Raw genomic sequence first — 24575 nt, 5'->3', positions numbered from 1 at the left:
AGACAACCCTATAAGTCGGAAAAACCATCTGCAATCCCTCGCACTGTGTGATCAGGCGAAGGACTTTGCAGAGATTTTCAGGACAACTCTGTAGAGCTTATCCGGCGTTTACGTGGGAAGTTTCAACGGCCTTCGTGCGCTCCCGCCCAAGCACCAGGCTGCACAGCGCCGGCAGGAACAACAGCGTCAACACGGTGCCTACCAGCACCCCGCCAATCAGCACGTAGGCCAGGGACGACCAGAACACCGACAGCGTCAACGGAATAAACGCCAGCGCCGCCGCCAATGCGGTCAGGATCACCGGCCGCGCCCGGCGCACGGTGGCTTCGATAATCGCCTCGCGCACCGCCATGCCATGGTCCTGGTTCTGGCGGATCTGGTCGGTAAAGATCAGCGTGTTGCGCATCAGAATGCCGCCGATGCCGATCAGGCCCAGAATCGCGTTAAAGCCGAACGGCTGGTTGAACAGCAGCAAGGTCGGCACCGCGCCAATCAACCCGAGCGGCGCAGTGGCGAAGACCATGAACATCACGCCGAACGAACGCACCTGGAACATGATCACCGTGAGGGTCAGCAAAATCATGATCGGGAACAGTGCCGCCAGCGCCACGTTGGCCTTGGCGCTTTCTTCCACCGGGCCGCCGATCTCGATCTGGTAACCGGCGGGCAGCTTGGCGATCAAGGGTTGCAGGTCTTTGTACACGGCCATTTCCACGTCGGGCGGTTGCACGCCGTCGATGATGTCGGCGCGCACTTCCACGGTGCTTGCACGGTTGCGCCGCTTGAGGATCGGCTCTTCCATCACCGCCTGGAAGTGCCCGACCTGGGCCAGCGGCACCGAGGTGCCGGCGCTGTTGGTGAGGGTCATGTTGTTGAGGTTGCCGAGGTTCTCGCGCTGGTTGCCCTGGGCACGCGCGACCACCGACACGGTGCGGTTGCCTTCGCGCACTTCGGTGATCGGGTTGCCGCTGAACAAGGCGTTGAGCTGGGATTTGACCTCGTTGGGCGTGAAGCCCAGCAGGCGCAGGCGGTCCTGGTCCAGCACCAGCCGATAACCGCTGGTGCGTTCGCCCCAGTCGAGGAAAGCGTCCTTGGTCAACGTGTTGGCCGCCACGACGCGGCGCACGTCTTCGGACACCCCGCGCAGCACATCCAGGTTCGGCCCGGACACACGAAACACCACCGGGAACGGCACCGGCGGGCCAAACAGCAATTGCGTGACGCGCACCCGCGCTGCCGGGAATTCGCCGGCGGCAATGCGCTCGCGCATGCGCAGTTTCAGCGCATCGCGGGCATGGGAATCCGGGGTTTGCACAATCAGCTTGGCAAATGCCGGGTCAGGCAGCTCGGGGTTCAGCGACAGGAAAAAACGTGGTGCGCCGCCGCCCACATAGGTGTCGACCAGGCTGGTCTGCGGCTCTTGCAGCAAGGCTTTTTCCAGCTGCGCCGCCACCGCTTCGGTGCTTTTGAAGGCGCTGCCGGGCGGCATGTACACCTCAAGGATCAGCTCGGAACGGTCGGAGTTGGGGAAAAACTGCTTCTTCACCACGCCCATGCCCAGCACGCACAGTACAAAGGCACCGACCACCAGGCCAGTGACCAGCCAGCGCTGGCGCACGCAGGCTTCGACCAGGCTGCGCAGTTTCTGGTAATAACGGCCGGCGTAAATCGCGTCATGCCCGCCTGGTACCGGTTTGATCTGCGGCAGCAACTTCACGCCCAGGTACGGCGTGAACACCACGGCCACCAGCCAGGATGAGATCAGCGCAAAGCCGACGATCCAGAAGATATTGCCGGCATATTCGCCGGCGCCGGAGCGGGCAAAACCCACCGGCAGAAAGCCGATGATGGTCACCAAGGTGCCGGTGAGCATCGGCGCCGCAGTGGAACTCCAGGCAAACGTGGCGGCGTGAATCCGGTCAAACCCTTCTTCGAGTTTTACCACCATCATCTCGATGGCGATGATCGCATCGTCCACCAGCAAACCCAGGGAAATAATCAGCGCGCCCAAGGTAATGCGGTCAAATTCACGCCCGGTGAGCAGCATGATCACAAACACCACCGACAAGGTCAGCGGCACCGCGGCGGCCACCACCAGCCCGACGCGAAAGCCCAGGGCCAACAGGCTGATTACCATCACTACGGCCAGGGCGACGAAGAATTTGAGCATGAACTCATTCACCGCCAGGCTGATGTTTTTCGCCTGGTCGGAGACCTTGGCGAAGTTCACGCCCAGCGGCAGGTCCGCCTGGATTCTGGCTTCCTGGGCCTTGAGGCTTTTGTCCAGTTCCAGGCCGTTCCAGTGCTTCTCCATGATCACGCCAAGCATCAGCGCCGGGTCGCCCTGATGGCGGATGCGATAGCTGGGCGGGTCTTCATAACCACGGCTCACGGTCGCCACATCGGCAATGCGCAGTACGCGGCCGTTGACTTCCAGCGGTACGTTTTCGATCAGCGCCAGGCTGTCGAAGGCGCCGTCGATGCGAATATAGGCACGCGCGCCAGCGGTTTCGACAAAGCCCGACGGCGCCACGGCGTTCTGTGCGGCGAGGGCGGCGAAGATCTGGTCCGGCTTGATGCCCAGCGTGGCCAGGCGCTCATAAGAGAACTCGACAAATATCCGCTGCGCCTGCTCGCCGAGGATATTGACCTTCTTCACGCCCGGCAGGTTGAGCAAGCCCTGGCGCAAGTCTTCGGCCATCTGCACTTGCTGGCGATGGGGCAGATGCTCGGCTTCCAGCGCATACAGGGCGAAATACACATCGGAATATTCGTCATTGAAGAACGGCCCGATCACGCCTTTGGGCAGTTTCGCCGCTTCGTCGCTGAGTTTTTTGCGGGTCTGGTAGAACAGGTCCTGGATCTCACTGGGGCGCGTGGATTCCTTGTAGGTCATGCGCATCGACACAAAACCCGGCTGGGCGATGGTCTCGACGCGGTCGTAGTAGTCCAGTTCCTGCAGGCGTTTTTCCAGGCGGTCGGCGACTTGCTCCTGCATCTCCTGGGCGGTGGCGCCGGGCCAGGCGGCGGTGATGGTCATGACCTTGACGGTAAACGACGGGTCTTCAGCGCGCCCCAGCTTGCCGAACGAGAAGATCCCGGCGGCGAGGATCGCAATGATCAGAAACAGCGTGACGGCGCGGTGCTTTACCGCCAGTTCGGAGAGGTTGATGCCGCGCATGCTCAGTGGTCCTGTTTACGGTTGAGGGCCAGTGCCTGGGCCGGCAGCAGGCGCACCGTGTCGCCGCTGTGCAGCAAGTGCGCGCCGAGGGCGACGACGATTTGGCCGGGCGTTACGCCGCTGTCGAGCAGCGCGTCTTCCTGGCCAAGGCTGGCGACTTTGACGGGGGCGAAGCTGACCTTGTCGTCCGCGCCAATCACCCACACGCCGGTGCCTTGCCCCGCATCCTGCAACGCGCCGATGGGCACGCGGGTTTGCTGGGCCTGGCCATTGCCTTGCAGGCGCACGGTGATGGTGGAGCCGAGGGCGAAACGGTCGACGGCGCCATGCAGCACGTAGCGTGCGCGGTAGGTGCGAGTGGTGGGGTCGGCGCTCGCCGACAGCTCGCGCAGGGTGGCCGTCACGGCCTGGTCCTGTGCGCCGAACGGGAAGGCCAGGGCTTTTTGCGCGGCTTGGTCGCGCTGGTTTTCCGGCAGGTTGACGATGGCTTCGCGGGCGCCGTCGTGGGCCAGGCGCGCCACGATCTGGCCTTCGGCGACCACTTGGCCGCGATCCACGCGAACATCGGTGATGATGCCGTCGCCGTCGGCCTTGAGCACCGAGTAGGTGCGGCGGTTTTCGATCTGGCTGGCATCCGATTGCGCCGCGGCCAGTTCGGCTTCGGCCACGCGCAGGTTGGTCGCCGACTGGTCGAAGATCTGCCGCGACACGGCGCCGGTGCTGGCCAGGCGCTGGTAACGGTTTTCGTCATCACGGCGTTGGCGCAATTGGGCCTGAGCGGCGTTGACGCGGTTTTTGGCCGAGCGCAGGGCCAGTTCGAAGTCGCCGATGTCCAGTACCAGCAAGGTGTCACCACGGGCGACATGCTGGCCGGGGTCGACCTTGCGTTCGATGACTTTGCCGCTGACCCGGAAGCCCAAATCGCTTTCGGTGCGCGCCGCGACCACGCCGGTGTAGGCGCTTTGCTGGGTGCCGGCGGCTTCTACCTTGGCGGCCAGAACGGGACGCGGCAGGGGCACTTCGGCGGCGGTGTCGGCCTTGCTGTTGCAGCCGCTGAGGATAATCAACAGGGCCAGGGGCGTGAGAAGACGCAGGGGAAGAGGGCGCATGACGGGCTCCAGGGGTGGCCAATGGATAAAAAATTATGGACATAATTTTTTGCTCATATTATGGTCGAAATATAAATTAATCCAGCCCCCGGATATTCCTTATGTCGAACGCCCCGGCCCCGTCGCGAAGCCTGTTGTTTTTACTGGTGGCGCTCACCGCACTCGGTGAAGTCTCGACCCAATTGCTCATCCCCGGCCTGGGCGCCATCGAGCAGGCACTGGCGGCGCCAGCGGGTTCGGCGTTGATGGCGTTGTCGGCATTTGTGGCTGCATTTGGCCTTGGGCAATTGCTGTTCGGGCCGCTGTCGGACCGCATCGGCCGTCGCCCCGTGCTACTTGGCGGCCTAGCGCTGTATGTGCTGGCAACCCTGTCGATGCTGCTGGTCAGCGACATTCAACAGTTCATTGCCGCCCGCGTGCTGCAAGGCCTGGGCGCCTGCGCCGCGCTGGTGCTGGCGCGCACGGTGGTGCGTGATGTGTGGAAGGCCGAAGCGGGGCCGGCGCTGGCGTTGACCATGATCGGCATGCTCTACGCCATCGTCGTGGCGCCGATGATCGGTGGCCTGCTGATCAAGCTGCTGGGCTGGCAGGCGCCGATCGTGCTGGCGCTGGTGATCGGCAGTGTGGTGCTGGTGTTGGCGCTGTTGTTCTTTCGCGAGAGCAATCACTTTCTGGACCCCAAGGCCGGGCATTGGCGCACCCTCGGCGGCCAATACCTGGATCTGCTCAAGGGCCGCCAGTATCGGGCGTACGCGGTGGCGTTGGCCTGTACCTACGGCGCGATGTTCGCGGTGATCGCGGGTTCATCGGCGGTGTTTATCAACCTGCTGGGGTTCAGCAGCCTGGAGTACGGGCTTAATTTTGGCCTGATCGTGTCGATGCTGATCGTTGGCTCTACCTACACCCGGCGCAATATCCTGCGCCTGGGGCCGCAACGCATTGTGTCGATAGGCGTGACGCTGGTCGCCATCGGCGGGATTCTAGCGGTGGTGATTTACGAGCTGTTCGGCCTGTCGGCGCTGGGCCTGGATATTCCGGTGGCATTGGTCACCCTTGGCGGCGGCCTGGTGTTGCCGGGCTCTGTCACGGGCGGGGTGATGCCCAACGCCCATCGTGCGGGGTTGGCGGCGGGGTTGATGGGCTTTTCGCAGATGTTTGGCGCGACGTGCAGTGGCCTGTTGCTGAGCCATCTGCGTGATGGCAGTGCCACGCCGATGATCATGATCCAGGCGAGCTTTGCGGTTTCGGCGTTTGTGGCGTTCCACCTGCTGCGCCAGCGCCAAGCGCTGCTGGCCGCGGCGTAGGTCTGTTTTTCTGTGGGAGCTGGCTTGCCTGCGATAGCATCACCGCGTTTCTACTGAAAGACCGAGGTGTCTGCATCGCAGGCAAGCCAGCTCCCACAGTTGAATCAGGCCATGTCGCTGTGCGCGAATTCCTCGCCGAGAAAATCAATCAGGGTGCGCACCGACGGCAACAGCCCACGGCGCGAAGGGAAAATCGCGTGCACGATCCCGGTCCTTGGCGACCAACCCGGGATCAAGTTGACCAGGCGCCCGGCGGCAATGTCCTCGCGCACCACCACACTCGGCAGGTGCGCAATACCCACCCCGGCGCACACCGCGTGGCGCAACGCCAACAGGTCATCGGTGATCATCCGTGGGAAGTGTCGAATCACCGCGCTGGCACCGTTCTCGCCAAACAATTCCCACTGGTACTCACGCTGCGCCGAGCCCCAATACACGCTCGGCAACCCATTCAAATCCCCCGGCAATGGCGGGCTGGACAGGCGCGACACAAACGCCGGGCTGCCCACCAGGCACTGCGTGCTGTTGCCAAGCACCTTCATCACCAGATCGGTGTCTTCCAAGGGCGGAAAGCGAATGCGCAGGGCGATGTCAAAGCCTTCGTGAATCACATCCACGCGCCGGTTGGTGCTCTCCAGGTGCAACTCCACCAGCGGGAATTTGAGCATATAGCGGGTCAGCATCGGCCCGACCCAGGAGTTGAGCAGGGCGGTGGGGCAGCTCAAACGCACAATGCCCTGGGGCTCGGAACGGTTGCGCTCGATCACTTCGGCAGCGGCTTCGGCCTCCACCCGCATGGCCAGGCAGCGCTGGTAATAGACCTGGCCGATTTCGGTGAGCGAACAATGCCGGCTGGTGCGGTTGATCAGGCGCACACCCAGGCGCTCTTCGAGCTCGCTGATACGCCGGCTGAGCTTCGATTTAGGCATGTCTAGCGCGCGGCCCGCGGCGGCAAAACCACGGTGCTCGACCACTTGGGTGAAGTAATAGAGGGTGTTGAGGTCTTCCACTATCGTTCTCCAAATAGAACGCTAAGGGTTATTTTTGCCGTCTAGCGCGGTAAAGGTAGCGGATTTAAGCTGTGTACATGCACTGCTTTCACGCCTTTGGAGAAACGCCATGAAAAATATCATCGGTATCTACACCAGCCCACGCAGCCATTGGGTAGGCGACGGCTTTCCGGTTCGCACGCTGTTTTCCTACGACACCATGGGCAAGCACATCAGCCCGTTCCTGTTGCTGGACCACGCCGGGCCGGCCGATTTCACCCCGACCCAAGCACGTCGTGGCGTAGGCCAGCACCCGCATCGCGGCTTTGAAACCGTGACCATCGTCTACAAGGGCGAAGTCGAGCACCGCGATTCCACCGGCGCTGGCGGCACCATCGGCCCAGGCGATGTGCAATGGATGACCGCGGCCAAAGGCATCCTGCATGAGGAGTTCCACTCCGCAGCGTTTGCCCAAAAGGGCGGCGCGCTGGAAATGGTGCAGTTGTGGGTCAACCTGCCGGCCAAGGACAAAATGACCGATGCCGGCTACCAGACCATCCTCGACGGCGATATCCCGTCGTTACCCCTGGCCGACAACGCCGGCAGCCTGCGCCTGATTGCCGGTGAGTTTGCCGGTAAACAAGGCCCGGCCCGCACCTTCACACCGATCGACGTGTGGGATGTGCGCCTCAATGCCGGTAAGTCTGTGACCCTCGACCTGCACGCCGGGCGCAACACCGCACTGGTAGTGCTCAAAGGCACGGTGCAGGTCAATGGCCAGGAACTGGTGCGCGAAGGGCAACTGGCGTTGTTCGAACGCGACGGCGACCAACTCGCCCTGGAGTCGAACAACGATGCGATGTTCCTGCTGCTCAGCGGCGAACCTATCGATGAGCCTATCGTCGGCCACGGCCCGTTCGTGATGAACACCGAGCAAGAGATTCACCAGGCCTTTGCCGACTTCCAGTCCGGCCAATTCGGCCAGATGCATCACTGATTCACCCCCGCAACACCCAACCCAGATAGCCAGGCCGGTTTACCGGCCAAGGATGGCTGTCGCCCATGGAAAAGAGGAAGCACTCATGACTACTCCCTACAAGCGTCTGGACAAGGACAACGCCGCCGTTCTGCTGGTTGATCATCAGGCTGGCCTGCTGTCTCTGGTGCGAGATATCGAACCGGACAAGTTCAAGAACAACGTGCTGGCCCTGGCTGACCTGGCCAAGTACTTCAAGCTGCCGACCATCCTCACCACCAGCTTCGAAACCGGCCCCAACGGCCCACTGGTACCGGAGCTGAAGGCACTGTTCCCGGACGCGCCGTACATTGCGCGCCCTGGCCAGATCAATGCCTGGGACAACGAAGATTTCGTCAAGGCGATCAAGGCCACCGGCAAGAAACAACTGATCATCGCCGGTGTGGTAACCGAGGTTTGCGTGGCGTTCCCTGCGTTGTCGGCTCTGGCTGAAGGGTTTGAGGTGTTCGTGGTGACGGACGCGTCCGGCACCTTCAACGAAATCACCCGCGATTCGGCCTGGGACCGCATGTCGGCCAGCGGCGCGCAACTGATGACCTGGTTCGGCCTGGCCTGTGAGCTGCACCGCGACTGGCGCAACGATATCGAAGGCCTGGGCACCTTGTTTGCCAACCATATCCCGGACTATCGCAACTTGTTTACCAGCTATAACGCGCTGACTGGCGCCAAGTAAGCGCAAGACCCAAGGGTTGCCACATACCCCATGTGTGGAGCGGGTTAGTGTGGGAGCTGGCTTGCCTGCGATGGCATCACCTCGGTTTATCAGTCATACCGAGGTGTCCGCATCGCAGGCAAGCCAGCTCCCACACAAAGCCTGTTCCCACATTTTGTTATTCAGTATTGCCGATTCATGCGATCTTCTCGCCATACACCCTGGAGTCGCCTGGATGCCCTCATTTATCGCTGATCACCCGATGCTGTGCGCCGTGGCGCTGATCTTTATCGACATCGCTGTGTGGCGGCTTATTTCCGCCAACCTCGCCAACTGGAAGCTGGCGGCGCGCCTGGCGATCTTTGCGGTGTTCAGCGCCGTGCTGTTCAACGACGGCATGAACCCCATGCAGCTTGCGCCCTATGGCGACAACACCGCCTTGCACCTGGCGGCCACGGCGTTGCAGATCGGCTGGTGGCTGTTCGCAGCGCGCACCCTCACGGTATTGCTCGGCACGGTCATGATGAATCGCGTCGGGCACGGCGGGCGCTTGCTGCAAGACCTGCTGGGCGCAGTGATCTTCCTGATCGCGATCATCGCCGCCATGGCCTATGTGCTCGACTTGCCGGTCAAGGGCGTGCTCGCTACCTCCGGCGCGGTGGCGATCATCGTCGGCCTGGCGCTGCAAAGCACCTTGAGCGACGTGTTTTCCGGGATCGTGCTCAACACCACCAAGCCGTATCAGGTGGATGACTGGATCTCCATCGACGGCACCGAGGGGCGCGTCACCGACATCGACTGGCGCGCCACGCGCCTGCAAACCTCCCAGGGCAGCATGGCGGTGATCCCCAACTCCCTGGCGGCCAAGGCCAAGATCATCAACTTCTCACGCCCGGCGGACATGTTCGGCCTGGCGGTCAGCCTGCAAGTCAGCCCGCATGCGCGCCCGCAAACCGTGATCGAAGCGCTGGAGCGCGCGATGCAAGGCTGCCGGCCATTGTTGACCAAGCCCGCGCCCAGCGTGGCGTTCAAGGCTTCAGCCAGTGGCGGCGTGGAATACGAGATCAGCGGGTTCGTGCCGGCCATGGGCCAAAAGCGCGAAGTGCGTAACCAGCTTTACGACCTGGCGTTCCGTCACCTGCAAGCAGCGGGCGTGGGCCTGCTGTCGGCCACTGAAAGCAGCGCGCCGCCGGTGATGTCCCACGCACGGGCATTGCTGGAGCGTTCGTCGATTTTCTCCACGTTGCGCCAAGAGGAAAAAGACACCTTCAGCCAGAACATGACCCTGCACACCTATCGTGCCGGCGAGATGATCCTGCCGGCGGGGGAGGTCAGCGACCATTTGTTTATCGTCGAGTCCGGCGTGGTCTCGGTGATGTTGATCAAGGATGGCCACAAGTTCGAAGCCGGGCGCATGGGGCCGGGCGAGGTGATTGGCGAGTCGGGGATTTTGTCCGATCAAGCGGCGCTGGCGGACTTCACCGCCAAGACCTTCTGCACGCTGTACCGCATCGAGAATGAATACCTCAAACCCTGCCTGGACGCGCGCCACGACATCAGCGAAGCGATGAAGGCACTGCTGGATTTTCGTGTGCACGCCGCGCAAGCCCTGACCCAGGACGCGACGGTGGTGCCGGTCAAGAAAGGCTTTTTGCAATGGCTGCGTAACCGCGGGTTGTGAGCCCGTAGCGCCTCAAATCAAAAGCAAAACCTGTGGGAGCTGGCTTGCCTGGAAGCTGACTAGTGTGGGAGCAGGCTTGCCTGCTCCCACATTCAGACCGTTGGGCAGTGTGCGCTTGCTCAATGACTCAAATACACCGGGCTGTCGGTGGACAGCGAAGCTTTTACCGCGTGGGTCATGTCGGTGATCAGCGCTTCTTCGCGGTCCTCACTTAATGCCTTGAGGGTAATGGCAACCACTTCCTGCGGGGTGCTTTTTGGCGCCTGCACATCCGCCACCATGTCAGTGTCGATATAGGCCGGGTGTACGCCGATCACCAAGGTGTTCTGCTCGCGCAATTCACCACGCAGGCCATTGGTAAGACCCCACTGCGCCGACTTGGAGGTGCTGTAGCCGCCGGAGCCGGGCGGGCTCAGCCAGCTCAGTACCGAAAGGATATTGATCAACGCGCCGCCACCGTGCCGGGCCAGGATCGGCGCAAAAGCGCGGCTCAGGCGCAAGGTGCCGAAGGTGTTCACCTCAAAGTGCTGTTGCAGGTTTTCAATACTGTCTTCGGCCAGCAACGAGCCGTACTTGAGCCAGCCCGCGTTGTTGATCAACACGCTGACATCGCCGCACTGCTCGGCGGCGCGCTGCACGCTGGCCGAGTCGGTAATGTCCAGGGCAATCGGCGTGCTGCCGGGGATATCCACACTGGCCGGGTCGCGCGCACCGGCATACACCTTGGCCGCACCGGCTGCCAGCAGCGCGGTGACAAACGCTTTGCCCAGGCCACGATTGGCACCGGTAACCAACACCACTTTTCCACGAATATCCATGATGCACTCCAGGCGACGAATTAGGTTTAATAATGAAACCGTTTTTATCTTGAGCCTGTTGGTCCTATAATGCAACCTAATATTTATGCATGCCTGGAGGCCCGACGATGAAACGCAAATGCCTGGAAGGCGACTGTTGCCCGGTCGCCCGCGCGCTCGACGTGGTGGGGGATTGGTGGACGCTGTTGATCATCCGCGACGCCTACGCCGGGGTGACGCGCTTCGGTGACTTCCAAAAACACCTGGGCGTGGCGAAAAACATCCTCGCCACGCGCCTCAAGGACATGGTCGAACAAGGCCTGTTGCAAACCAGTGAAGTGGGCGCGCGCAGCGAATATCAACTCACCGACAAAGGCCGCGCGCTGATGCCGGTACTGGTAACCCTGGCGCAATGGGGCGAAACCTTCACTCAGCCGGCCGATGGCGCCACCCACTTGCTGGATGCGCGCTTGCTCAAGCCGCTGCGCAAGGTTGAGATCGTGTCCGAGGATGGCCGGGTGCTGGGCCTGGAAGACATCATCACCCAGATGCCAGCGGCATAACGACTGGGCCATTGTGGCGAGCAGGCTGTTGTGGCAAACAGGCTTGTTATGGAAAACAGGCTTGTTGTGGCGAGCAGGCTTGCCCTGCGTTGGGCTGCGAAGCAGCCCCAGCTCTTTCTGCCTGACTCACCGCGCCGCCTGGATTGGGGCGGCTTCGCCACCCAACGCAGGGCAAGCCTGCTCGCCACAAAGGGAACATGGCGACCTGAAACGCTCTCAGGCAAAGCCTCCAAGACCTCAGGGGCATTTTCTTCAATACCACCGCCGTTCAGCCCTTTACCGTGAAGCCATCGTCACTCGGCATCACCAAAAGGAACTGCAATGAGCTTGATCATCTCCATGGCCGCCTTCGCTTTGGCCACGTCCATCACCCCCGGCCCGGTCAACGTGGTGGCGCTCAGCTCCGGCGCGCGCTTTGGCTTTGCCGCCAGCCAGAAACACGTAGTCGGCGCCGCCGTCGGTTTTACCTTGCTGCTGGTGCTGATCGGCCTGGGCCTGCATGAAGTGCTGGTGCGCTGGCCGATCCTCACCCAGTTGATCCAGTGGGGCGGGGTCGCCTTTTTGCTGTACATGGCCTGGAAACTCGCGGTCGACGATGGCCGACTCGACGCCGAAGGCACTGCCACCGCGCCATCGATGCTCTACGGCGCGATCATGCAATGGCTCAACCCCAAAGCCTGGCTGGCCTGTGTGGCGGGCATGGGCTTGTTCGTGGCCGATGGCGATGCGCGCCAAGTGTGGCTGTTTGCGGCGCTGTACCTGGTGATCTGCTACCTGTCGGTGGCGTGCTGGGCCTACGCCGGCACGTTTTTGCGGCGCTACCTGAGCAACCCGCAAGGCGTGCAGCTGTTCAACCGCTCAATGGCCGCGTTGCTGGTGGCCAGTGTGGGTTATTTGCTGATGGCTTGAGCAAGTCGCGGTACTGGCCCGGCGTGGCGGCGAAATGCAGTTTGAAGGTGCGCTGAAAATGCGCCTGGTCGGCAAACCCGGCGGCCAGGGCTACATCGGCGATCAGCTCGCCATTGCGCAATTGCGTGCGGGCAAACTGAATGCGCCGGTTGACCAGAAACGCATGGGGCGTGAGCCCGTAATACTGCTTGAACGCACGAATCAAATACGACGGCGACAGCTCGGCCGCCAGGCAAATATCCTCCAGCTTCAACGCCTCGGTGCAGTGCGCGCGGATGTACTCAGCGGCGCGCTCCAGCTTGTGGTTGACCTCACGCAGCGGCGTCAGCGACGGGTTCAGGCGCTGCTGCACCTCGGTGAAATAACTCACCAGCGCACTCTCTTTCTGCAGCAACTCGGCCTGCTCATCCAACAGAATGCCGTACAGCTCGATCAGGCCGTGATACAACACCGTGTCGCGGGTATGCGGCGTATTGAAAGGCCGATAACCCTGCTCGGTACTGAAACCCAGCTGGTATTGCAGGTCCGTCAGCCACGGTGTGTCGAGGTAAATCATGTGATACGACCAATGCTGGTCGTGGATCGGGTTGCACGCGTGCACATCGCCGGAGTTCATCAACACCACCGTGCCGGCGCTGATCTCGAAGGTCTGCGCGCCATAGTGGTAATAACTGCGCCCACTGGTGATGGCGCCGATGGAAAAATGCTCGTGGGCGTGACGGGTGTAAGTGACCTTGCGCCCGTCGGCGATGGTGCGCGCCTCAATGAACGGCAAGCGCTCGTCACGCCAGAAGCGTGGCGCGTGCGCAGGGTGAGGCGGGTTGTTCAGCGACATGGCGGTGGCTCCATCCCTTGAGGCGAGTTGCGATCATTGCACAGACCGCCGAAGGCGTCAGCTTCAAAGCTGTTTGGACAAAAACACCCGGCTGCTGCCTTCGGGCTGGCAGGGTATTTCACCCAACCGCACCCACCCCTGTTTCTCGTAAAACCCCGGAGCCTGAAAACTCAGGGTGTACAGCACCGCATGCTGGCAGCCCCTGCGCCTCGCCTCGTCTTCGAAGGCCTGCAGCAACTGGCTGCCCAGGCCCGAACCGCGCAGGGCGTCGGGCAAGTGGAACAGGTCGAGGAAGGCCATGCCCAAGGTGGTTTTGCCCGTGATGCCGCCCAGGATCTGCTGGGTGTCCGGGTCTTTGAGCAACACCATCAGTGGCCGCCGATCATTGGAGCCGGTGAAGGCCTCATTGAAGGCGGCGAGGCCATCGCCCAGCAGGCGCTCGGCGTCGGGGTTGGGTTGGTCGCTGATTTCAATCATGCTCATGCGTTCTCGCTCCTCAAAGCCGCTGGCGCACCATATGCAGCAGCCGTTCACCCACCTGATCAAACCCTTTGTTTTGCGCCACAACCTGTGTGCCTTCCATCAGCAGAGACAGCTCCTGCGAGCGGCCGAAGGTGTGGGCCGGGTTCGTCTAGCGCTTAGAACACCCTCCACGGAGCCTAACACCGTCAGCGACTCACACTCGCTGCCAGCCGCCCATGTTGTCGGCCTTGATTTCGAAATCGATGGCTTCGCGGTAAGCGTCGCCAAGATTGGCGTGCAGCCCCCCGCCGAGTGCTTGGGTAGGCTGCCATGTTTGCGTCTCTGGATCGAACACTTCGGCATCGTCACCGGCAGTGTCATCCATCTTGTTGCGAAAGGGCGTGTCGCTATCAATTCGGTGTTCGAGGCTGGCCCAGAGTTTGGTATTCGAATTGACCAGCGGGAAATCTGCCTGGTTTTCCGTCTTGCCCCTTGGGGACATGATTGTATGCGAGGCCTGGGGCTCGCGATCCAAGGGAGCACGGTGAGCTGCCTCATGCATGTGTTGGATGTGCGAAGGGGGAGTGTAGGGCATACGGGTGATTGGAAACATGGACGTACCTCGGCGATCTTTAAGAGAAAGTATCGCCAGAACCTGATCCGGCGATTCCTTTCGAAAACTACAGAGCCCTGCCAAGGCATTCAATAAGGTGATTTTTTGCAGATGTAACTGCTCAAAACTGCTGGTGACTGCGTTCATGTAACGATGGGTGCGGTCTATCGGCCGTGGCTCAAAACCGCGTATGACGTTTCAACTTGGCTGTCAGAAAAGGCAATAGAGGCGCGCTTCTTACCTGTTGCAACACAGTTGCCCGTTCAATGATGGCTGACGGGCGTAAATCCCGTTACATAAACACGACCAGAAAGTTAACGGCCTAAAGGCCCATCACCATCTCATGCCACGCCATCCCGCCATGCTCCGACGGCGACGGCCGTACATAGCCGTAACCCATGCGCGTATACAACGGCACATGCTGCTCCTTGCACATCAAATGAATCGTTTGCTTGCCCATCGCGCGCATGCGCTGCACAAACTCAGTCATCAGCAGTTTGGAATAGCCCTTACCCTGCTGCGCCGGGTCGACCACCACCGACATGATCACCACATTCGGCGCCTCGGCCGCATGCCCCACCAACTCCTTGAACGCCTCATCCGACATCACCACCTGATGCGCGCAGCCACAATTGATAAACCCCACCACCGCGCCATCCGCCTCCAAAATCAAAAAGCCCTCGGGGTACTGCGCAATACGCGTGGCGATCTTCTCCAGCGTCGCCGCTTCATCGCCTTCGTAGGCGCTGGTTTCGATTTCAAAGCAACGCGCGGCGTCGGCGGGCAGGGCGTTGCGGAAGGTGAGGGCGGGCATGGGAGGTTCCTGGGGCATTAAGCGAAAGGCCCCATCATAAAGAAACATCCAGTGCCTGACACAGATTGTGGTGACGGCAAACAGCCCACTGTGGCGAGCGGGCTTGCGCTAATGCCAGTCAGTTAAGACATAGCCGGTAATTGTGGCGAGGGAGCTTGCTCCCGTTGGACTGCGTAGCAGTCCCATTTTTGGGGCCGCTTCGCGCCCCAGCGGGAGCAAGCTCCCTCACCACGGAAGCCGGGGTTTCCAACAGCCATTTCCGCCAATAAAAGAGGGGAGTGTGAATCGAGCATCACGCCTATCACCGCGTACCTTAGTCGAGAATACAAGCGCCTGTTTGGCGAGCTGCCTAGAAAAAACGTTGTGACCATCAAGAACGCCAGGCAGTAGCCGCCCCAAAAACCAGAAAACCCGCCAAAGCGGGTTTCCTCACAGCTCACATCACGTCAACTCACAGCAGGCACATCAAACCCGCGCCGCTCCATCACCGTAAACACATCCGACACGTCCTGGATCATGATCCGCGCGGTATTGGCGACGGTATTAACGTCATGCTCGGCGTAGTCGGACACATTGGAACAGGCCATCAGGTGCAGGTAGGCGAGGGCAGCATTGAGACGCTCGCTGGCGCAGGCATGGAGCTCGCTGAGCGGGGCGTCGCTGTCGATGAGCAGGACAGGGTATTCGGTTGCGGTTTGGGACATGGGGGTGAAGCGGCGGGGCGGGTGTTGAGTAGTCATAAGGTTCGATTCTATTTTGGGTAAAAAGAACTGCCACCTTGCTGCTGCGAAACAGCCTGGGTGGCAACTGTGCGCGGGTTCGCAGACCAGGAAGAATCACCCCCGGCAGACCCGAAGGTCTCCCACGCACAGCCGCCATAAACAAGACGCAGGCGGGCTCCGCCTGAGGGTCTGATGACTGTGCAGGTTGATTCTATTTTGGTAGGGCTGCGAAACCCGGTCGCTGACTGAGGTCGGCGACGGGGCGAACTATAAGGTGTGGATAGCCAGGGTGCAACTGAGAGGATGTATCAACCTCAGTCATTAACTTTCCCACCCGTAGGTCCGGAAGATTTGGCTGGTTTCACCGGCCGGCGCAGCCATCCGTGTTCAACTGCTCAGTCGTTTGCCGAGGTGTTTGTGTGCATAGTCGGCAGAATTCTGCCGGCTGGCGACTAACGTAACAGGGCGCAAATAGCTGAGAGCCGTCGAACGTGAAGGGCAGCAAATGGCCAGAAGCGGCCATTAGAAAGTGACTATTAAACTAGGGGCGATTCAGTATTTGTATTTGAAAGCGCAATGCCATACACCGATCTAACTTTATTTTCGTACCGCATACAGCTTGATCTAACTAACAATCGCTGCACGCTTGCGTCATACAGTCCACCGCTAGGGGAAAGTATTTCTAAACTTACAATCTTGTCATGTTCATGAACTTGAAGAATTCTCTGCTGCAGCGTAACAGCTTGATTAGTCAGTCTTGATATTTTTGAGCTGTCGCGATCATCATTCAGGATTAAATTATTCGCGCTTTTCAAAAAATCTCTACACTCCGAGAATAAGCCACTGCTTTTACGAAGATTTTGTAAAAAATCGTAATCAACTGGAAGTGAGCAAAATTGGCCTAGTCCGCTGTTCCATGGGTAGTTAATAATTCCTTGGTCGCGGTGTTGCGCCGTAATTAATTCACGCCATCTTGAACTACTATCTGTGACCAAAATCGAGCCGGTTACTTGAGCTAAAAATAATGCCATTTCGTAGTTCGGCCCCATTCGAAATTGCATGAACTGTCCTCCCTCAGGATAGTCAAGCTTTTGTAACAATATTAGTGGAGAAGATTCTGCTAGTAGCTCTAATTCAGACACAGCTGTTTCCGCATCCTCGTGCGTCAGCCCGAAATTATGAACCAAAAACTGAACTCTCGCCTCGCTCGGCATCATGGCGGTCGAATTAAGTAAATCATCCAGTTGCAGCTTATAGCTTGCCTTTAAGTCTTCTACGCTCATAGCGTCTTTGGTGCGATTTTTAGACCGGTCTCTCGCCATTTCTAACATTGCGCTCATTAGAGCACTGTCGAAATCAGAGGGGTCGGGAATAAGGTTTACTAATCCATGCGCAATAAGTGGCTCTATATCAAGCATGAAAAGAAATTCTTTTAATGCTTGATACTTGTACTTGGCTGGCGATTGGATTGGGCTGAATTCTGGGCGAATATTGTTAGGATTGGTAACAGGCGTTTGTATAAGGAACTCGTCAAAAAAAGATGCCGCTGGTAATGCGTTCTCGCTAATGACGCGAACGTCCAATATTCCGCTATAAAGCGCCCGAAATTTTCCGTCCGGCTTCGGCAGCATCGCATAAATGTCGGTGCTGCGAGGCCAAAGAATTCCGTAAAATTTATAAATTTCTGAAATTTGTTCGTTGGTCAGCTCTCGACGCACGTCTTGCCAACACTTACCATTGCTGAGTCCTAAAACGTCTCGTATGCAGTTGCAGAATGCTAGGTTTCGCTCTCGAACGCTGGCGACACTCCACGTCGTTCGAAGCTCGATCGGAGTGTTCCTGCAACAGTTTTTATACTTTCGGCCGCTACCACAGCCACAAGTTCCGTTCCGGCTAATAGAGTCCTCGACAATATTCTTGTTTAGAAACTCATCGTGGGGCTCGGTGCGCCCGAATGCATCTTGGTAGTGAACGGAGCCATCAGCAAAAGAGGCGTACATTTCTCCACCAAATCTGTGAATCATATCTTTTGGTGGCAGTAATAAATTTTTTAACTCCGCCCAGTCAGCAGTTATTTCTAGTTCTGGATAAAGCCACTCTTCTTTCCCGGCAGCCACAGACTCGGCTCTGCTCTTGATAATATAGTTTATTTTTGTAACTTCCTCTGAGGTTAGATTTCGGGAGTTGATGAACTCAATTGTATTTACGAGGCTTTGACGAACACGATTAGCGTTTGTGCGTGGTTCGAGTGGGTCGACCGCATTAGGGCTTTTAGCAAATTCCAAGTTTGTGAGAATTAAACAGCGATTCTTATTTAGGGGGAATATTGTCTGAGAACCTTTCAGCGCTATATCTGGGTCGCTAGGGTACTCGCACATTAGTGAATCGGGCGGGCAAGCGTAGTTATAAATGGTGATCGGATGATCTGAAACAATAAATTTAACGTCAGAGTTTTCCGCGGACACCAACTCGCGGACCCCTTCCGCCCACAGGGTGCAATGTATGGATCGTAGCGACTGCATCTCTGTCATGAGAGAGAGTTGGCTTAGTTCAGGGTATTTGTTTTGAATCCAATCCAGACCTTTCGGCGTTCGCAGTTTTTGAGCATCCAGATAGGTGAAAAAATTTTCAAAGTTATAATGCCACTGAGACTGATCGTTCGTTGAAAATGCCCGAATGGCCTTGGAGCCGCTGTCGTCAATTGGGCCAAACAACTTTTGCTCTATGTCGTCGTTAACCTCGTCACCAAAAAATGTAGAGTAAAGATCTTTCCTATAAAATTGTTGAGCTGGGGTGCGCCACTTCTTCGAATATATCGTTTCGTTCTGCCCGTTTCGAACAATATCCCTGCGGGTTAAGTAGCAAAGTTTCTCTCCAGAGTCGATAAAGCCCTTCTGATGCCATTGTGCTACGAAGTGATTATCTCTGGTCTTAGTCATTACGGTGGGCAGTCCTTGGTGGGAGGAGCGGGCAGGCCCCTAAAAGATTGACATCGGCGGGAGCGGCGCTCGCGCTGTGGGTTTAGCCCATACTACGTTTTCTGCTATTAAGCGGCACGCCGTCAACAGTTGCCGTATCCAGTTCCGATAACTGCGCATCCAAAACGCCGTACTTTCCATCGCGTGGAGTTACTTGCCTATCGCCAATCTCCTGAGCGAGCACCGCGATTTTCGCCGCCAAAATATTCATCACAAAGCCGAGTGAATTACCCCGGCTTTCGTAGACACTCAGTGACGGCTTTTGGCCGATTGCTGACGGTAACGAAGTACAGCAAGCGGCTATCAGCAACATTACCGTTTTTGCCTGCGCCCACTGCACGCAGCCAACCTCGTCGGCACTGAGCCTATTTTTAGCTTGCTGAAACGTTTCATCAAGTTTATAAAAATGGCACAACTCCAAGAAAGGCTGCCGCCATGACCCCGCTCAAACTCTTCGTTGCCCTCAGCGCACTGTCCGCTGCCTCCCACGCCATGGCCTGGGATTACGTTCTGCTCGACACCGACAAAGCCGCCCAGAGCTGGCAGATCACCAGCCAGCAACTCGGAATAAAAACCGACAAGCCCTTCAGCGTTGCCCTGCGCACCTTGCACGGCGGTCGCCAGGAGGGCGTCAGCATCGTCGACATCGATAACGGCACCATGAAACTCTCGGTAGTGCCGACTCGCGGCATGAACGTCTTGCAGGCCTCGGTCGGCAGTGTGCGCATGGGCTGGGATTCTCCGGTCAAGGAAGTGGTCAATCCGTCCTTCATCGAACTCAATGGCCGTGGTGGTCTGGGCTGGTTGGAAGGTTTCAATGAACTGGTCGCCCGCTGCGGATACGAATGGGTCGGCCACCCCGGCGTCGACAACGGCGAACTGCTGACCCTGCACGGCCGGGCCGCCAACATTCCTGCGAATAAAGTCACGCTGCATATCGATGAAAAACCACCGTACGCCATCACCCTGCGCGGCGAATTGAAAGAGCAGGCGTTCAAGAAGGTCGACTTCTCGGTCGCGACCGAACTGGTCACCGAACCCGGCAGCGTCGTGTTCGCCCTCAACGACACCCTGACCAACAACGGCGACTATCCGAAGGAATACCAGGCGCTGTATCACAGCAACTTCAGCACCCCGTTCCTGGAGCAGGGCGCTCGTTTCGCCGCGCCGGTGAAACAGGTATCGCCGTTCAACGACAAGGCCAAGGGCGATCTGCCCGACTGGCAAACCTACCGCGCACCGACCAAGGACTACGACGAAACGGTTTACAACGTGGTGCCGTATGCCGATGCCAAGGGCGATACGTTGACCGTGTTGCATAACAAGGCCGGCAGCCTGGGCGTTTCGGTCGGCTTCAATACCCAGACACTGCCGGTGTTTTCCCTGTGGAAAAACACCGATACCCAAGGCCAGGGCTATGTCACGGGGCTGGAGCCGGGGACAAGTTTTTCCTACAACCGCCGTTACCAGCGGCCACTGAACCTGGTACCAACAATTGGGCCCAAGGAACACAAGCAGTTCCGCATCAGCTACAGCTTGTTAGCGGATAAGGCCGCGGTGGATAAGGCCTTGAAGCAGGTGAGCGAGATTCAGGATGGGCGGGAGACTGAAGTGCGGCAGACGCCGTTGGTTGATCTGACCAAGGAGTGACTCCGGCTGGAGCATTGTCGGCCGATATTGCAGCTCCTCGGCCAAGTGTCGCGTCTGATTCCGTTGGCTTGTTCAAGGTCCGCCCGCGAGCGCGCGACCTTGGGCCTGCGACTGGCAGCAATAGATCAATGCCCTGCGGATGTCACCGGACAGCGCTCACTGATGCTCTGGATATGTACAGTCTAACTGTATATATTCGGGATTCTACGCATTCAAGCATCAGGTGGCGTTATGTCAGCAGTGAACAAAGCTATCGTCCGTCGTTTCAATCAGAAGGTTATTGAGAACTGCGACCGCCACGAATTTGAAGTGCTCGTGGCGCAAGATTTCATAAACCATTCAGCGGCGGCGGGGCAAGACGGCGGTCGGGAAGGTCTATGGCATACCTTTCACAATGTTCTGCATCCGGGCTTGTCCGACCTCCAGGTCGAGGTGCTGGATCAGGTTGCTGAAGACGATAAGGTGACGACCCGAAAGCGCATTACCGGCCGCCACTCCGGGGTGATTGCTGGGATACAGGCAACGGGACGTGAAGTGTCCATTGATATCATCGACATCGTTCGCATCCGCAACGGCCAATATGTCGAGCACTGGGGCGTCAATTCGTTGCCGAGTGTGCTGGCGGCTTTGCGCTCAGGTTGATTGACCGTTTGGGGCGGCGGCAATCAATTGCTCCAGGATTCTGACCGCAGCTTCGAGTGTTTGCAGCTGTGACGCGGTGGTTTTTTCCTTAAGCTGGCGTGCCAGCCAGTCACTGCGCTGAAGACGACTGTGTTCAAGCGCAGCTCGACCAGCGTGCGTCAGCTCAAAGAGCTGCTTTCGTGCATCGCTTGGATCAGGACCTCGTGTAACCCGCTGCTGCTGCTCCAACTGGGCGATAACCAGCCGCATGCTTTGATGCTTGACGTGACGATGTGCAGCAAGCGCGCTTATGCTCGCGGGGCCATGACGGTCAAGCAAACCTAGCGTTTCAGATTGTGCCGAGGACGGTGTGTCCGACCCACTGCGCACTTCCCGGACAAGATTGCCGACTACTCTTCGCAGATCTTCGGCTAACTGTTCAACGGCCTCTTCAAAAGAAGCAGAGTGATGATTGGGAGATTCTGAAGGGGAGGACAATGGGCTTTCTCAGATGTGGTTGAGCAGACGAGCATACATGAGTTCAGAATGACCGCTTCTGATCAGGAGCTGTCCATCGTCAACGACTGCTTTTGGGCCGGTTTCAGCCAGTCACAATGGGCCGTAACCGACCGAGGCGTAAGCACCGATTGTTGGGGGCTGCCGACATTACCGAGTGAATTGACGTTGCCGAAGACCTCCCGCAGTCGCTCCTGCACTAGCCTTCCAGCGTTCGCAGTTTTTCCTCGAAGTAGCGAATTTGCGCAGCATCATCGGGGTCGACCTGCCTGAGTAGCTGAAGCGCTTTTGTATACGCATCGCGCGCCTTGGCGGTGTCGCCTTGAGCCTCATAAACTCTTGCAAGGTTGAAGTAGCGCAAAATCACCTTGGGGTGGTTCTCTCCGAACGTTGCGCGGTCACTGTTCAGGGCCTTAGTCAAAAAGGCTTCAGCTTTGTCGTACTGGCCCAGGCCGCGATAGGCGTCGCCGAGGTTGTTCCAGCGGATGGCGACCGTTGGATGGTTGGGGCCACGCAGGGCCATGTCGATATCCAGTGCTTGTTGAAAAAGCGGCAACGCGGCCTTGTGGTTGCCCTGGACGTTATAGGCGTTTCCCAGATTGTTCAGGGCGGTGGCTACCGAAGCGTCGTGTTCTCCCAGCCGCTTTCTTAACGCGATATTTTTGCGCAGGTTTTCGAAACCCTCTTCATGCCTGCCCAGTTTGCTCTGCGCGGTACCGATGTTGTTGTAGCTGTCGGCAATCTGCAGGTCATCTGCGGCGAGTACCGCGAGGCGCATTTTCAAGGCTTTTTCATAGTAGCCAAGAGCAATTTCGAGATTGCGTTGTCGTTCGTGAAAATAGCCGAGGTTGTTCCAGTAGGTCGCCTGTTGCGCGATGGATGCCTGCCCGTTTTGTTTGGCTGCCTCTATTGCCTGGGTGACCAGGTGGATCGCGGTGCGGTCATCGCCCAGCACGTAGACTGCCAGCGCCTTGATATTCAATACCTCGGAGTTGTCGGGGTCGGTTTCAAGCACGCGGTCCGCTTCCTCAATGGTCGCCTGGTATTGTTCCGCCTCGAAAAGGCTTACTACTTTGTCGCTCGCCACTACGGAGGCAGCTTCAGCACAAAACATGATGAAGAGCAGTGGTAACGGTAATAGAGCCTTGAGCCCACGAATGTGCATGGAAGTCCTTTTGTTTGAAACGCAGAACGGGCACAACCAACCCAACACTGACAAAAAATGATGCTGGCCTTGCCCGGCCGTAAAAGTCACAAGTCCAGGGCCAACGCTGCAAGCTTTGCCACGCCAATGGGGGTATCCAGCTCCATGTTGTCCTCGAGCATCCAGGCTGCTGACAATCCGGCCCAGGCAAGCACCCATTGCAATAACCGGTGTCGATCAATGTTGGAGGCTTGTGTCACGATACCGATCCGGCGCGCGAAACAACTTGGCGCCAAAGCGCTTTTGCTATCGGGATTGCAGAAAATATTCGCGTAATCGAAGCCGCGCTCACCGTAGAGTCCCTTAGGGTCGATAGCGAGCCACCCCTTAGCTCCGAAGTCCAACACATTGCCGTGGTGGATATCCCCATGCAATACCCTGATGTCACGCGGGGCATCCAGAAGTTCGCGAGCCGTTTTGGCGCATTGTTCAAAGACCCCTCGGTGCGTTGCCGCCGCGCTCCATAAGGCTTCGAACCGTAGCTCCAGTGGGACTAAAGCAGGAGCCGGTTTTGCAAGGGGTGTGTGAAGGCGGCCAGCCACAGCACAGAGTATGCGAGTAGCCTCGTCGTCCTCGCCGCAGTTCACCATCTGCGTAAGTGAGACCGGGCTGGTCGCGCGCTCCATCAGTAAGGCCTCGCCATCATGTGCCAGCACGGGCGCCGCCCCTTCACCGTCCCACCAAGCCATGAGTAAATTGCCTGCTTGCTCCTCCGGCTCTTGCGAGATTTTGAGCATGGCTGGCATGCCATGGTGACGAACAGGTAGTAGGTTGCCATTCAATGAGCCGAAAGCGTCACCGTCGATCGTCAACGCCCATCGTTTCAAGTATTGATCAAACATCAGCGCTTAATTCTCGCTCTTACTGGAACAATCATTATGAATGACGGGGGCGTAAGTCTAAATGTCTGCTCTTGGCCGATTCTGCCCAATTACGCTCCCCATCCACATCACTCGAACTGAGCCCTTACGTACTTTCGATTATTGCGTAACCGTGAACCGAAACGCTTGTTCTTGCAGCCCCGCCTTGATCAAAGCAGCCAATTGCTGGGCCGCCGCAGTGGGCTCGCCGCCACCGCTGTGCAGCACATAACCAAGGCTTGGCACGACGGGTAAGCCGGAAACAACACTGAGATGGCTCGGCAGCCCAATGCGGGTACGCAGCGTCACGCCCAACCCGGCGGCGACGGCTGCCCAGATACCCGCCACGCTGGGGCTGGTGAGGGCGATGCGCCAGGGTATTTGCGCGGCGTCCAGCGCCTGGGTGGCGGCGCTGCGGAGTACGCAAGGCGCGTCGAACATTATCAAGGGCAGTGGTGAGTCGTCAGCGGCGGTCAGCAATGGCGTATCGCGCGGCCCGATCCAGTGCATCGGTGTTTCGCCCAGGCGCGTGGCATAGGGCGACATAGGCCCGGTGTCCCAGGTCAGGGCCAGGTCCAGGGCTGCACTTTCGATCAGCGTCAGCAGTTCGGCATTACGGGCGATCCTGACTTCGAGGCTCACCCTCGGGTAAGTCTGTACAAAGCGTCGCAGGATATCGCTCAGGAAATGTTCGCCAAAGTCCTCTTGAAGCCCCAGGCGCAGGGTTCCGGCGGTCTGGCTTTGATGCACGCTGTGGAAAATGCTGTCGTTCAACTCCAGTAACCGGCGGGCATGGCTCAGCAGTGATTCGCCTGTGGGGGTCAAGACCAGCCCGCGCCCGGACTTAGCCAGTACCGGCGTGCCTATCTGCTCCTCAAGTTTCTTTAACTGAGCACTCACGGCAGACGTCGACCGACCGAGACGATCCGCAGCTTTGGCAAAGCTGTTGAACTCCACACCCGTGACGAAGGTGCGCAATACATCAAGATCGAAGGTGGGGCGGCGCATTCAATAGTCCACTAATTCCGGATGGTAGGCGCTATTAAATCTGATATTCGGAAGGGTTGCGACTTGATAAT

23 protein-coding genes are annotated in these 24575 nt (G+C 58.6%); 8 read left to right on the top strand and 15 right to left on the bottom strand.

Going from position 1 to position 24575, the window contains the following annotated elements; all coding sequences use genetic code 11:
* Positions 1–97: 97 nt before the first annotated feature.
* Positions 98–3181: an efflux RND transporter permease subunit gene (locus HBO23_RS14005; protein WP_170038550.1), complete on the bottom strand. Its 3084-nt coding sequence runs from the start codon at positions 3179–3181 to the stop codon at positions 98–100.
* Positions 3182–3183: 2 nt separating this feature from the next.
* On the bottom strand, positions 3184–4290 hold the full coding sequence (locus tag HBO23_RS14000; protein WP_170038548.1) for an efflux RND transporter periplasmic adaptor subunit: 1107 nt from the start codon (positions 4288–4290) through the stop codon (positions 3184–3186).
* 101 nt (positions 4291–4391) lie between these two features.
* Here HBO23_RS14000 and HBO23_RS13995 point away from each other — a divergent pair, with 101 nt between their 5' ends.
* On the top strand, positions 4392–5594 hold the full coding sequence (locus HBO23_RS13995; protein ID WP_170038546.1) for a multidrug effflux MFS transporter: 1203 nt from the start codon (positions 4392–4394) through the stop codon (positions 5592–5594).
* A gap of 104 nt (positions 5595–5698) precedes the next feature.
* Here HBO23_RS13995 and HBO23_RS13990 read toward each other — a convergent pair whose 3' ends face one another.
* A complete protein-coding gene (locus HBO23_RS13990; RefSeq protein ID WP_187699730.1) occupies positions 5699–6604 on the bottom strand; it encodes a LysR family transcriptional regulator in 906 nt (301 codons plus the stop codon).
* A gap of 109 nt (positions 6605–6713) precedes the next feature.
* On the opposite strand from HBO23_RS13990, the gene HBO23_RS13985 reads away from it, so the two are divergent.
* The 3 genes from HBO23_RS13985 (at position 6714) to HBO23_RS13975 (ending at position 9952) form a co-directional block, all read left to right on the top strand.
* Positions 6714–7580 (top strand): pirin family protein, encoded by an 867-nt coding sequence (locus tag HBO23_RS13985; protein WP_017139688.1) that lies wholly within the window; start codon positions 6714–6716, stop codon positions 7578–7580.
* 85 nt (positions 7581–7665) lie between these two features.
* Positions 7666–8292, top strand: a complete 627-nt coding sequence (gene ycaC / locus HBO23_RS13980) for an isochorismate family cysteine hydrolase YcaC (protein WP_170038544.1) — start codon at positions 7666–7668, stop codon at positions 8290–8292.
* Between the two features lie 214 nt (positions 8293–8506).
* Positions 8507–9952 (top strand): mechanosensitive ion channel family protein, encoded by a 1446-nt coding sequence (locus HBO23_RS13975; protein WP_170038542.1) that lies wholly within the window; start codon positions 8507–8509, stop codon positions 9950–9952.
* A 119-nt stretch (positions 9953–10071) separates the two neighbouring features.
* Here the strand turns inward: HBO23_RS13975 and HBO23_RS13970 are convergent, their stop codons facing one another.
* Entirely contained in the window at positions 10072–10770 is a 699-nt protein-coding gene (locus tag HBO23_RS13970) for an SDR family oxidoreductase (RefSeq protein WP_170038540.1), read from the bottom strand.
* Between the two features lie 107 nt (positions 10771–10877).
* Here HBO23_RS13970 and HBO23_RS13965 point away from each other — a divergent pair, with 107 nt between their 5' ends.
* Both HBO23_RS13965 and HBO23_RS13960 read left to right on the top strand, forming a co-directional pair.
* Positions 10878–11312, top strand: coding sequence for a helix-turn-helix domain-containing protein (locus tag HBO23_RS13965; RefSeq protein ID WP_138453489.1), 435 nt, complete (start codon positions 10878–10880; stop codon positions 11310–11312).
* Between the two features lie 321 nt (positions 11313–11633).
* Positions 11634–12221 (top strand): LysE family translocator, encoded by a 588-nt coding sequence (locus tag HBO23_RS13960; RefSeq protein ID WP_170038538.1) that lies wholly within the window; start codon positions 11634–11636, stop codon positions 12219–12221.
* On the opposite strand, the gene HBO23_RS13955 is transcribed toward HBO23_RS13960, so the two are convergent.
* The 7 genes from HBO23_RS13955 to HBO23_RS13925 form a co-directional block, all read right to left on the bottom strand.
* Positions 12163–13056: an AraC family transcriptional regulator gene (locus HBO23_RS13955; RefSeq protein WP_170038536.1), complete on the bottom strand. Its 894-nt coding sequence runs from the start codon at positions 13054–13056 to the stop codon at positions 12163–12165. The genes HBO23_RS13960 and HBO23_RS13955 overlap by 59 nt on opposite strands.
* Positions 13057–13119: 63 nt before the next feature.
* Complete coding sequence (locus HBO23_RS13950) at positions 13120–13539, bottom strand: GNAT family N-acetyltransferase (RefSeq protein WP_170038534.1); 420 nt, start codon at positions 13537–13539, stop codon at positions 13120–13122.
* A 193-nt stretch (positions 13540–13732) separates the two neighbouring features.
* Positions 13733–14278, bottom strand: coding sequence for a hypothetical protein (locus HBO23_RS13945; protein ID WP_170038532.1), 546 nt, complete (start codon positions 14276–14278; stop codon positions 13733–13735).
* 175 nt (positions 14279–14453) lie between these two features.
* Positions 14454–14945: a GNAT family N-acetyltransferase gene (locus HBO23_RS13940; RefSeq protein ID WP_170038530.1), complete on the bottom strand. Its 492-nt coding sequence runs from the start codon at positions 14943–14945 to the stop codon at positions 14454–14456.
* A 446-nt stretch (positions 14946–15391) separates the two neighbouring features.
* Positions 15392–15685, bottom strand: coding sequence for a hypothetical protein (locus HBO23_RS13935; protein ID WP_056859523.1), 294 nt, complete (start codon positions 15683–15685; stop codon positions 15392–15394).
* Between the two features lie 518 nt (positions 15686–16203).
* Positions 16204–18606, bottom strand: coding sequence for a DUF4238 domain-containing protein (locus tag HBO23_RS13930; RefSeq protein ID WP_170038528.1), 2403 nt, complete (start codon positions 18604–18606; stop codon positions 16204–16206).
* Between the two features lie 82 nt (positions 18607–18688).
* Positions 18689–19066: a hypothetical protein gene (locus tag HBO23_RS13925; protein ID WP_170038526.1), complete on the bottom strand. Its 378-nt coding sequence runs from the start codon at positions 19064–19066 to the stop codon at positions 18689–18691.
* Positions 19067–19080: 14 nt separating this feature from the next.
* On the opposite strand from HBO23_RS13925, the gene HBO23_RS13920 reads away from it, so the two are divergent.
* Both HBO23_RS13920 and HBO23_RS13915 read left to right on the top strand, forming a co-directional pair.
* The gene (locus tag HBO23_RS13920) at positions 19081–20295 is read left to right on the top strand and encodes an aldose 1-epimerase family protein (protein ID WP_170038524.1); all 1215 of its coding nucleotides are present in this window, start codon (positions 19081–19083) and stop codon (positions 20293–20295) included.
* 231 nt (positions 20296–20526) lie between these two features.
* Positions 20527–20937, top strand: a complete 411-nt coding sequence (locus HBO23_RS13915) for an ester cyclase (protein ID WP_170038522.1) — start codon at positions 20527–20529, stop codon at positions 20935–20937.
* Here the strand turns inward: HBO23_RS13915 and HBO23_RS13910 are convergent.
* The 4 genes from HBO23_RS13910 to HBO23_RS13895 form a co-directional block, all read right to left on the bottom strand.
* Positions 20929–21306, bottom strand: a complete 378-nt coding sequence (locus HBO23_RS13910) for a MarR family transcriptional regulator (RefSeq protein WP_239694256.1) — start codon at positions 21304–21306, stop codon at positions 20929–20931. The genes HBO23_RS13915 and HBO23_RS13910 overlap by 9 nt on opposite strands.
* A 325-nt stretch (positions 21307–21631) precedes the next feature.
* Entirely contained in the window at positions 21632–22597 is a 966-nt protein-coding gene (locus HBO23_RS13905; protein WP_170038518.1) for a tetratricopeptide repeat protein, read from the bottom strand.
* An 86-nt stretch (positions 22598–22683) separates the two neighbouring features.
* A complete protein-coding gene (locus HBO23_RS13900) occupies positions 22684–23478 on the bottom strand; it encodes an aminoglycoside phosphotransferase family protein (RefSeq protein WP_170038516.1) in 795 nt (264 codons plus the stop codon).
* Positions 23479–23616: 138 nt separating this feature from the next.
* Positions 23617–24504 carry a LysR substrate-binding domain-containing protein gene (locus HBO23_RS13895; RefSeq protein ID WP_170038514.1) on the bottom strand — a complete coding sequence of 296 codons (888 nt, stop codon included), beginning with the start codon at positions 24502–24504 and terminating at the stop codon, positions 23617–23619.
* Positions 24505–24575: the final 71 nt, after the last annotated feature.

Source organism: Pseudomonas sp. WS 5532, assembly GCF_012985445.1.
GTDB lineage: Bacteria > Pseudomonadota > Gammaproteobacteria > Pseudomonadales > Pseudomonadaceae > Aquipseudomonas > Aquipseudomonas edaphica.
The sequence above is the reverse complement of the archived record's forward strand: the minus strand, read 5'-3'. Positions and strand labels throughout refer to the sequence as shown.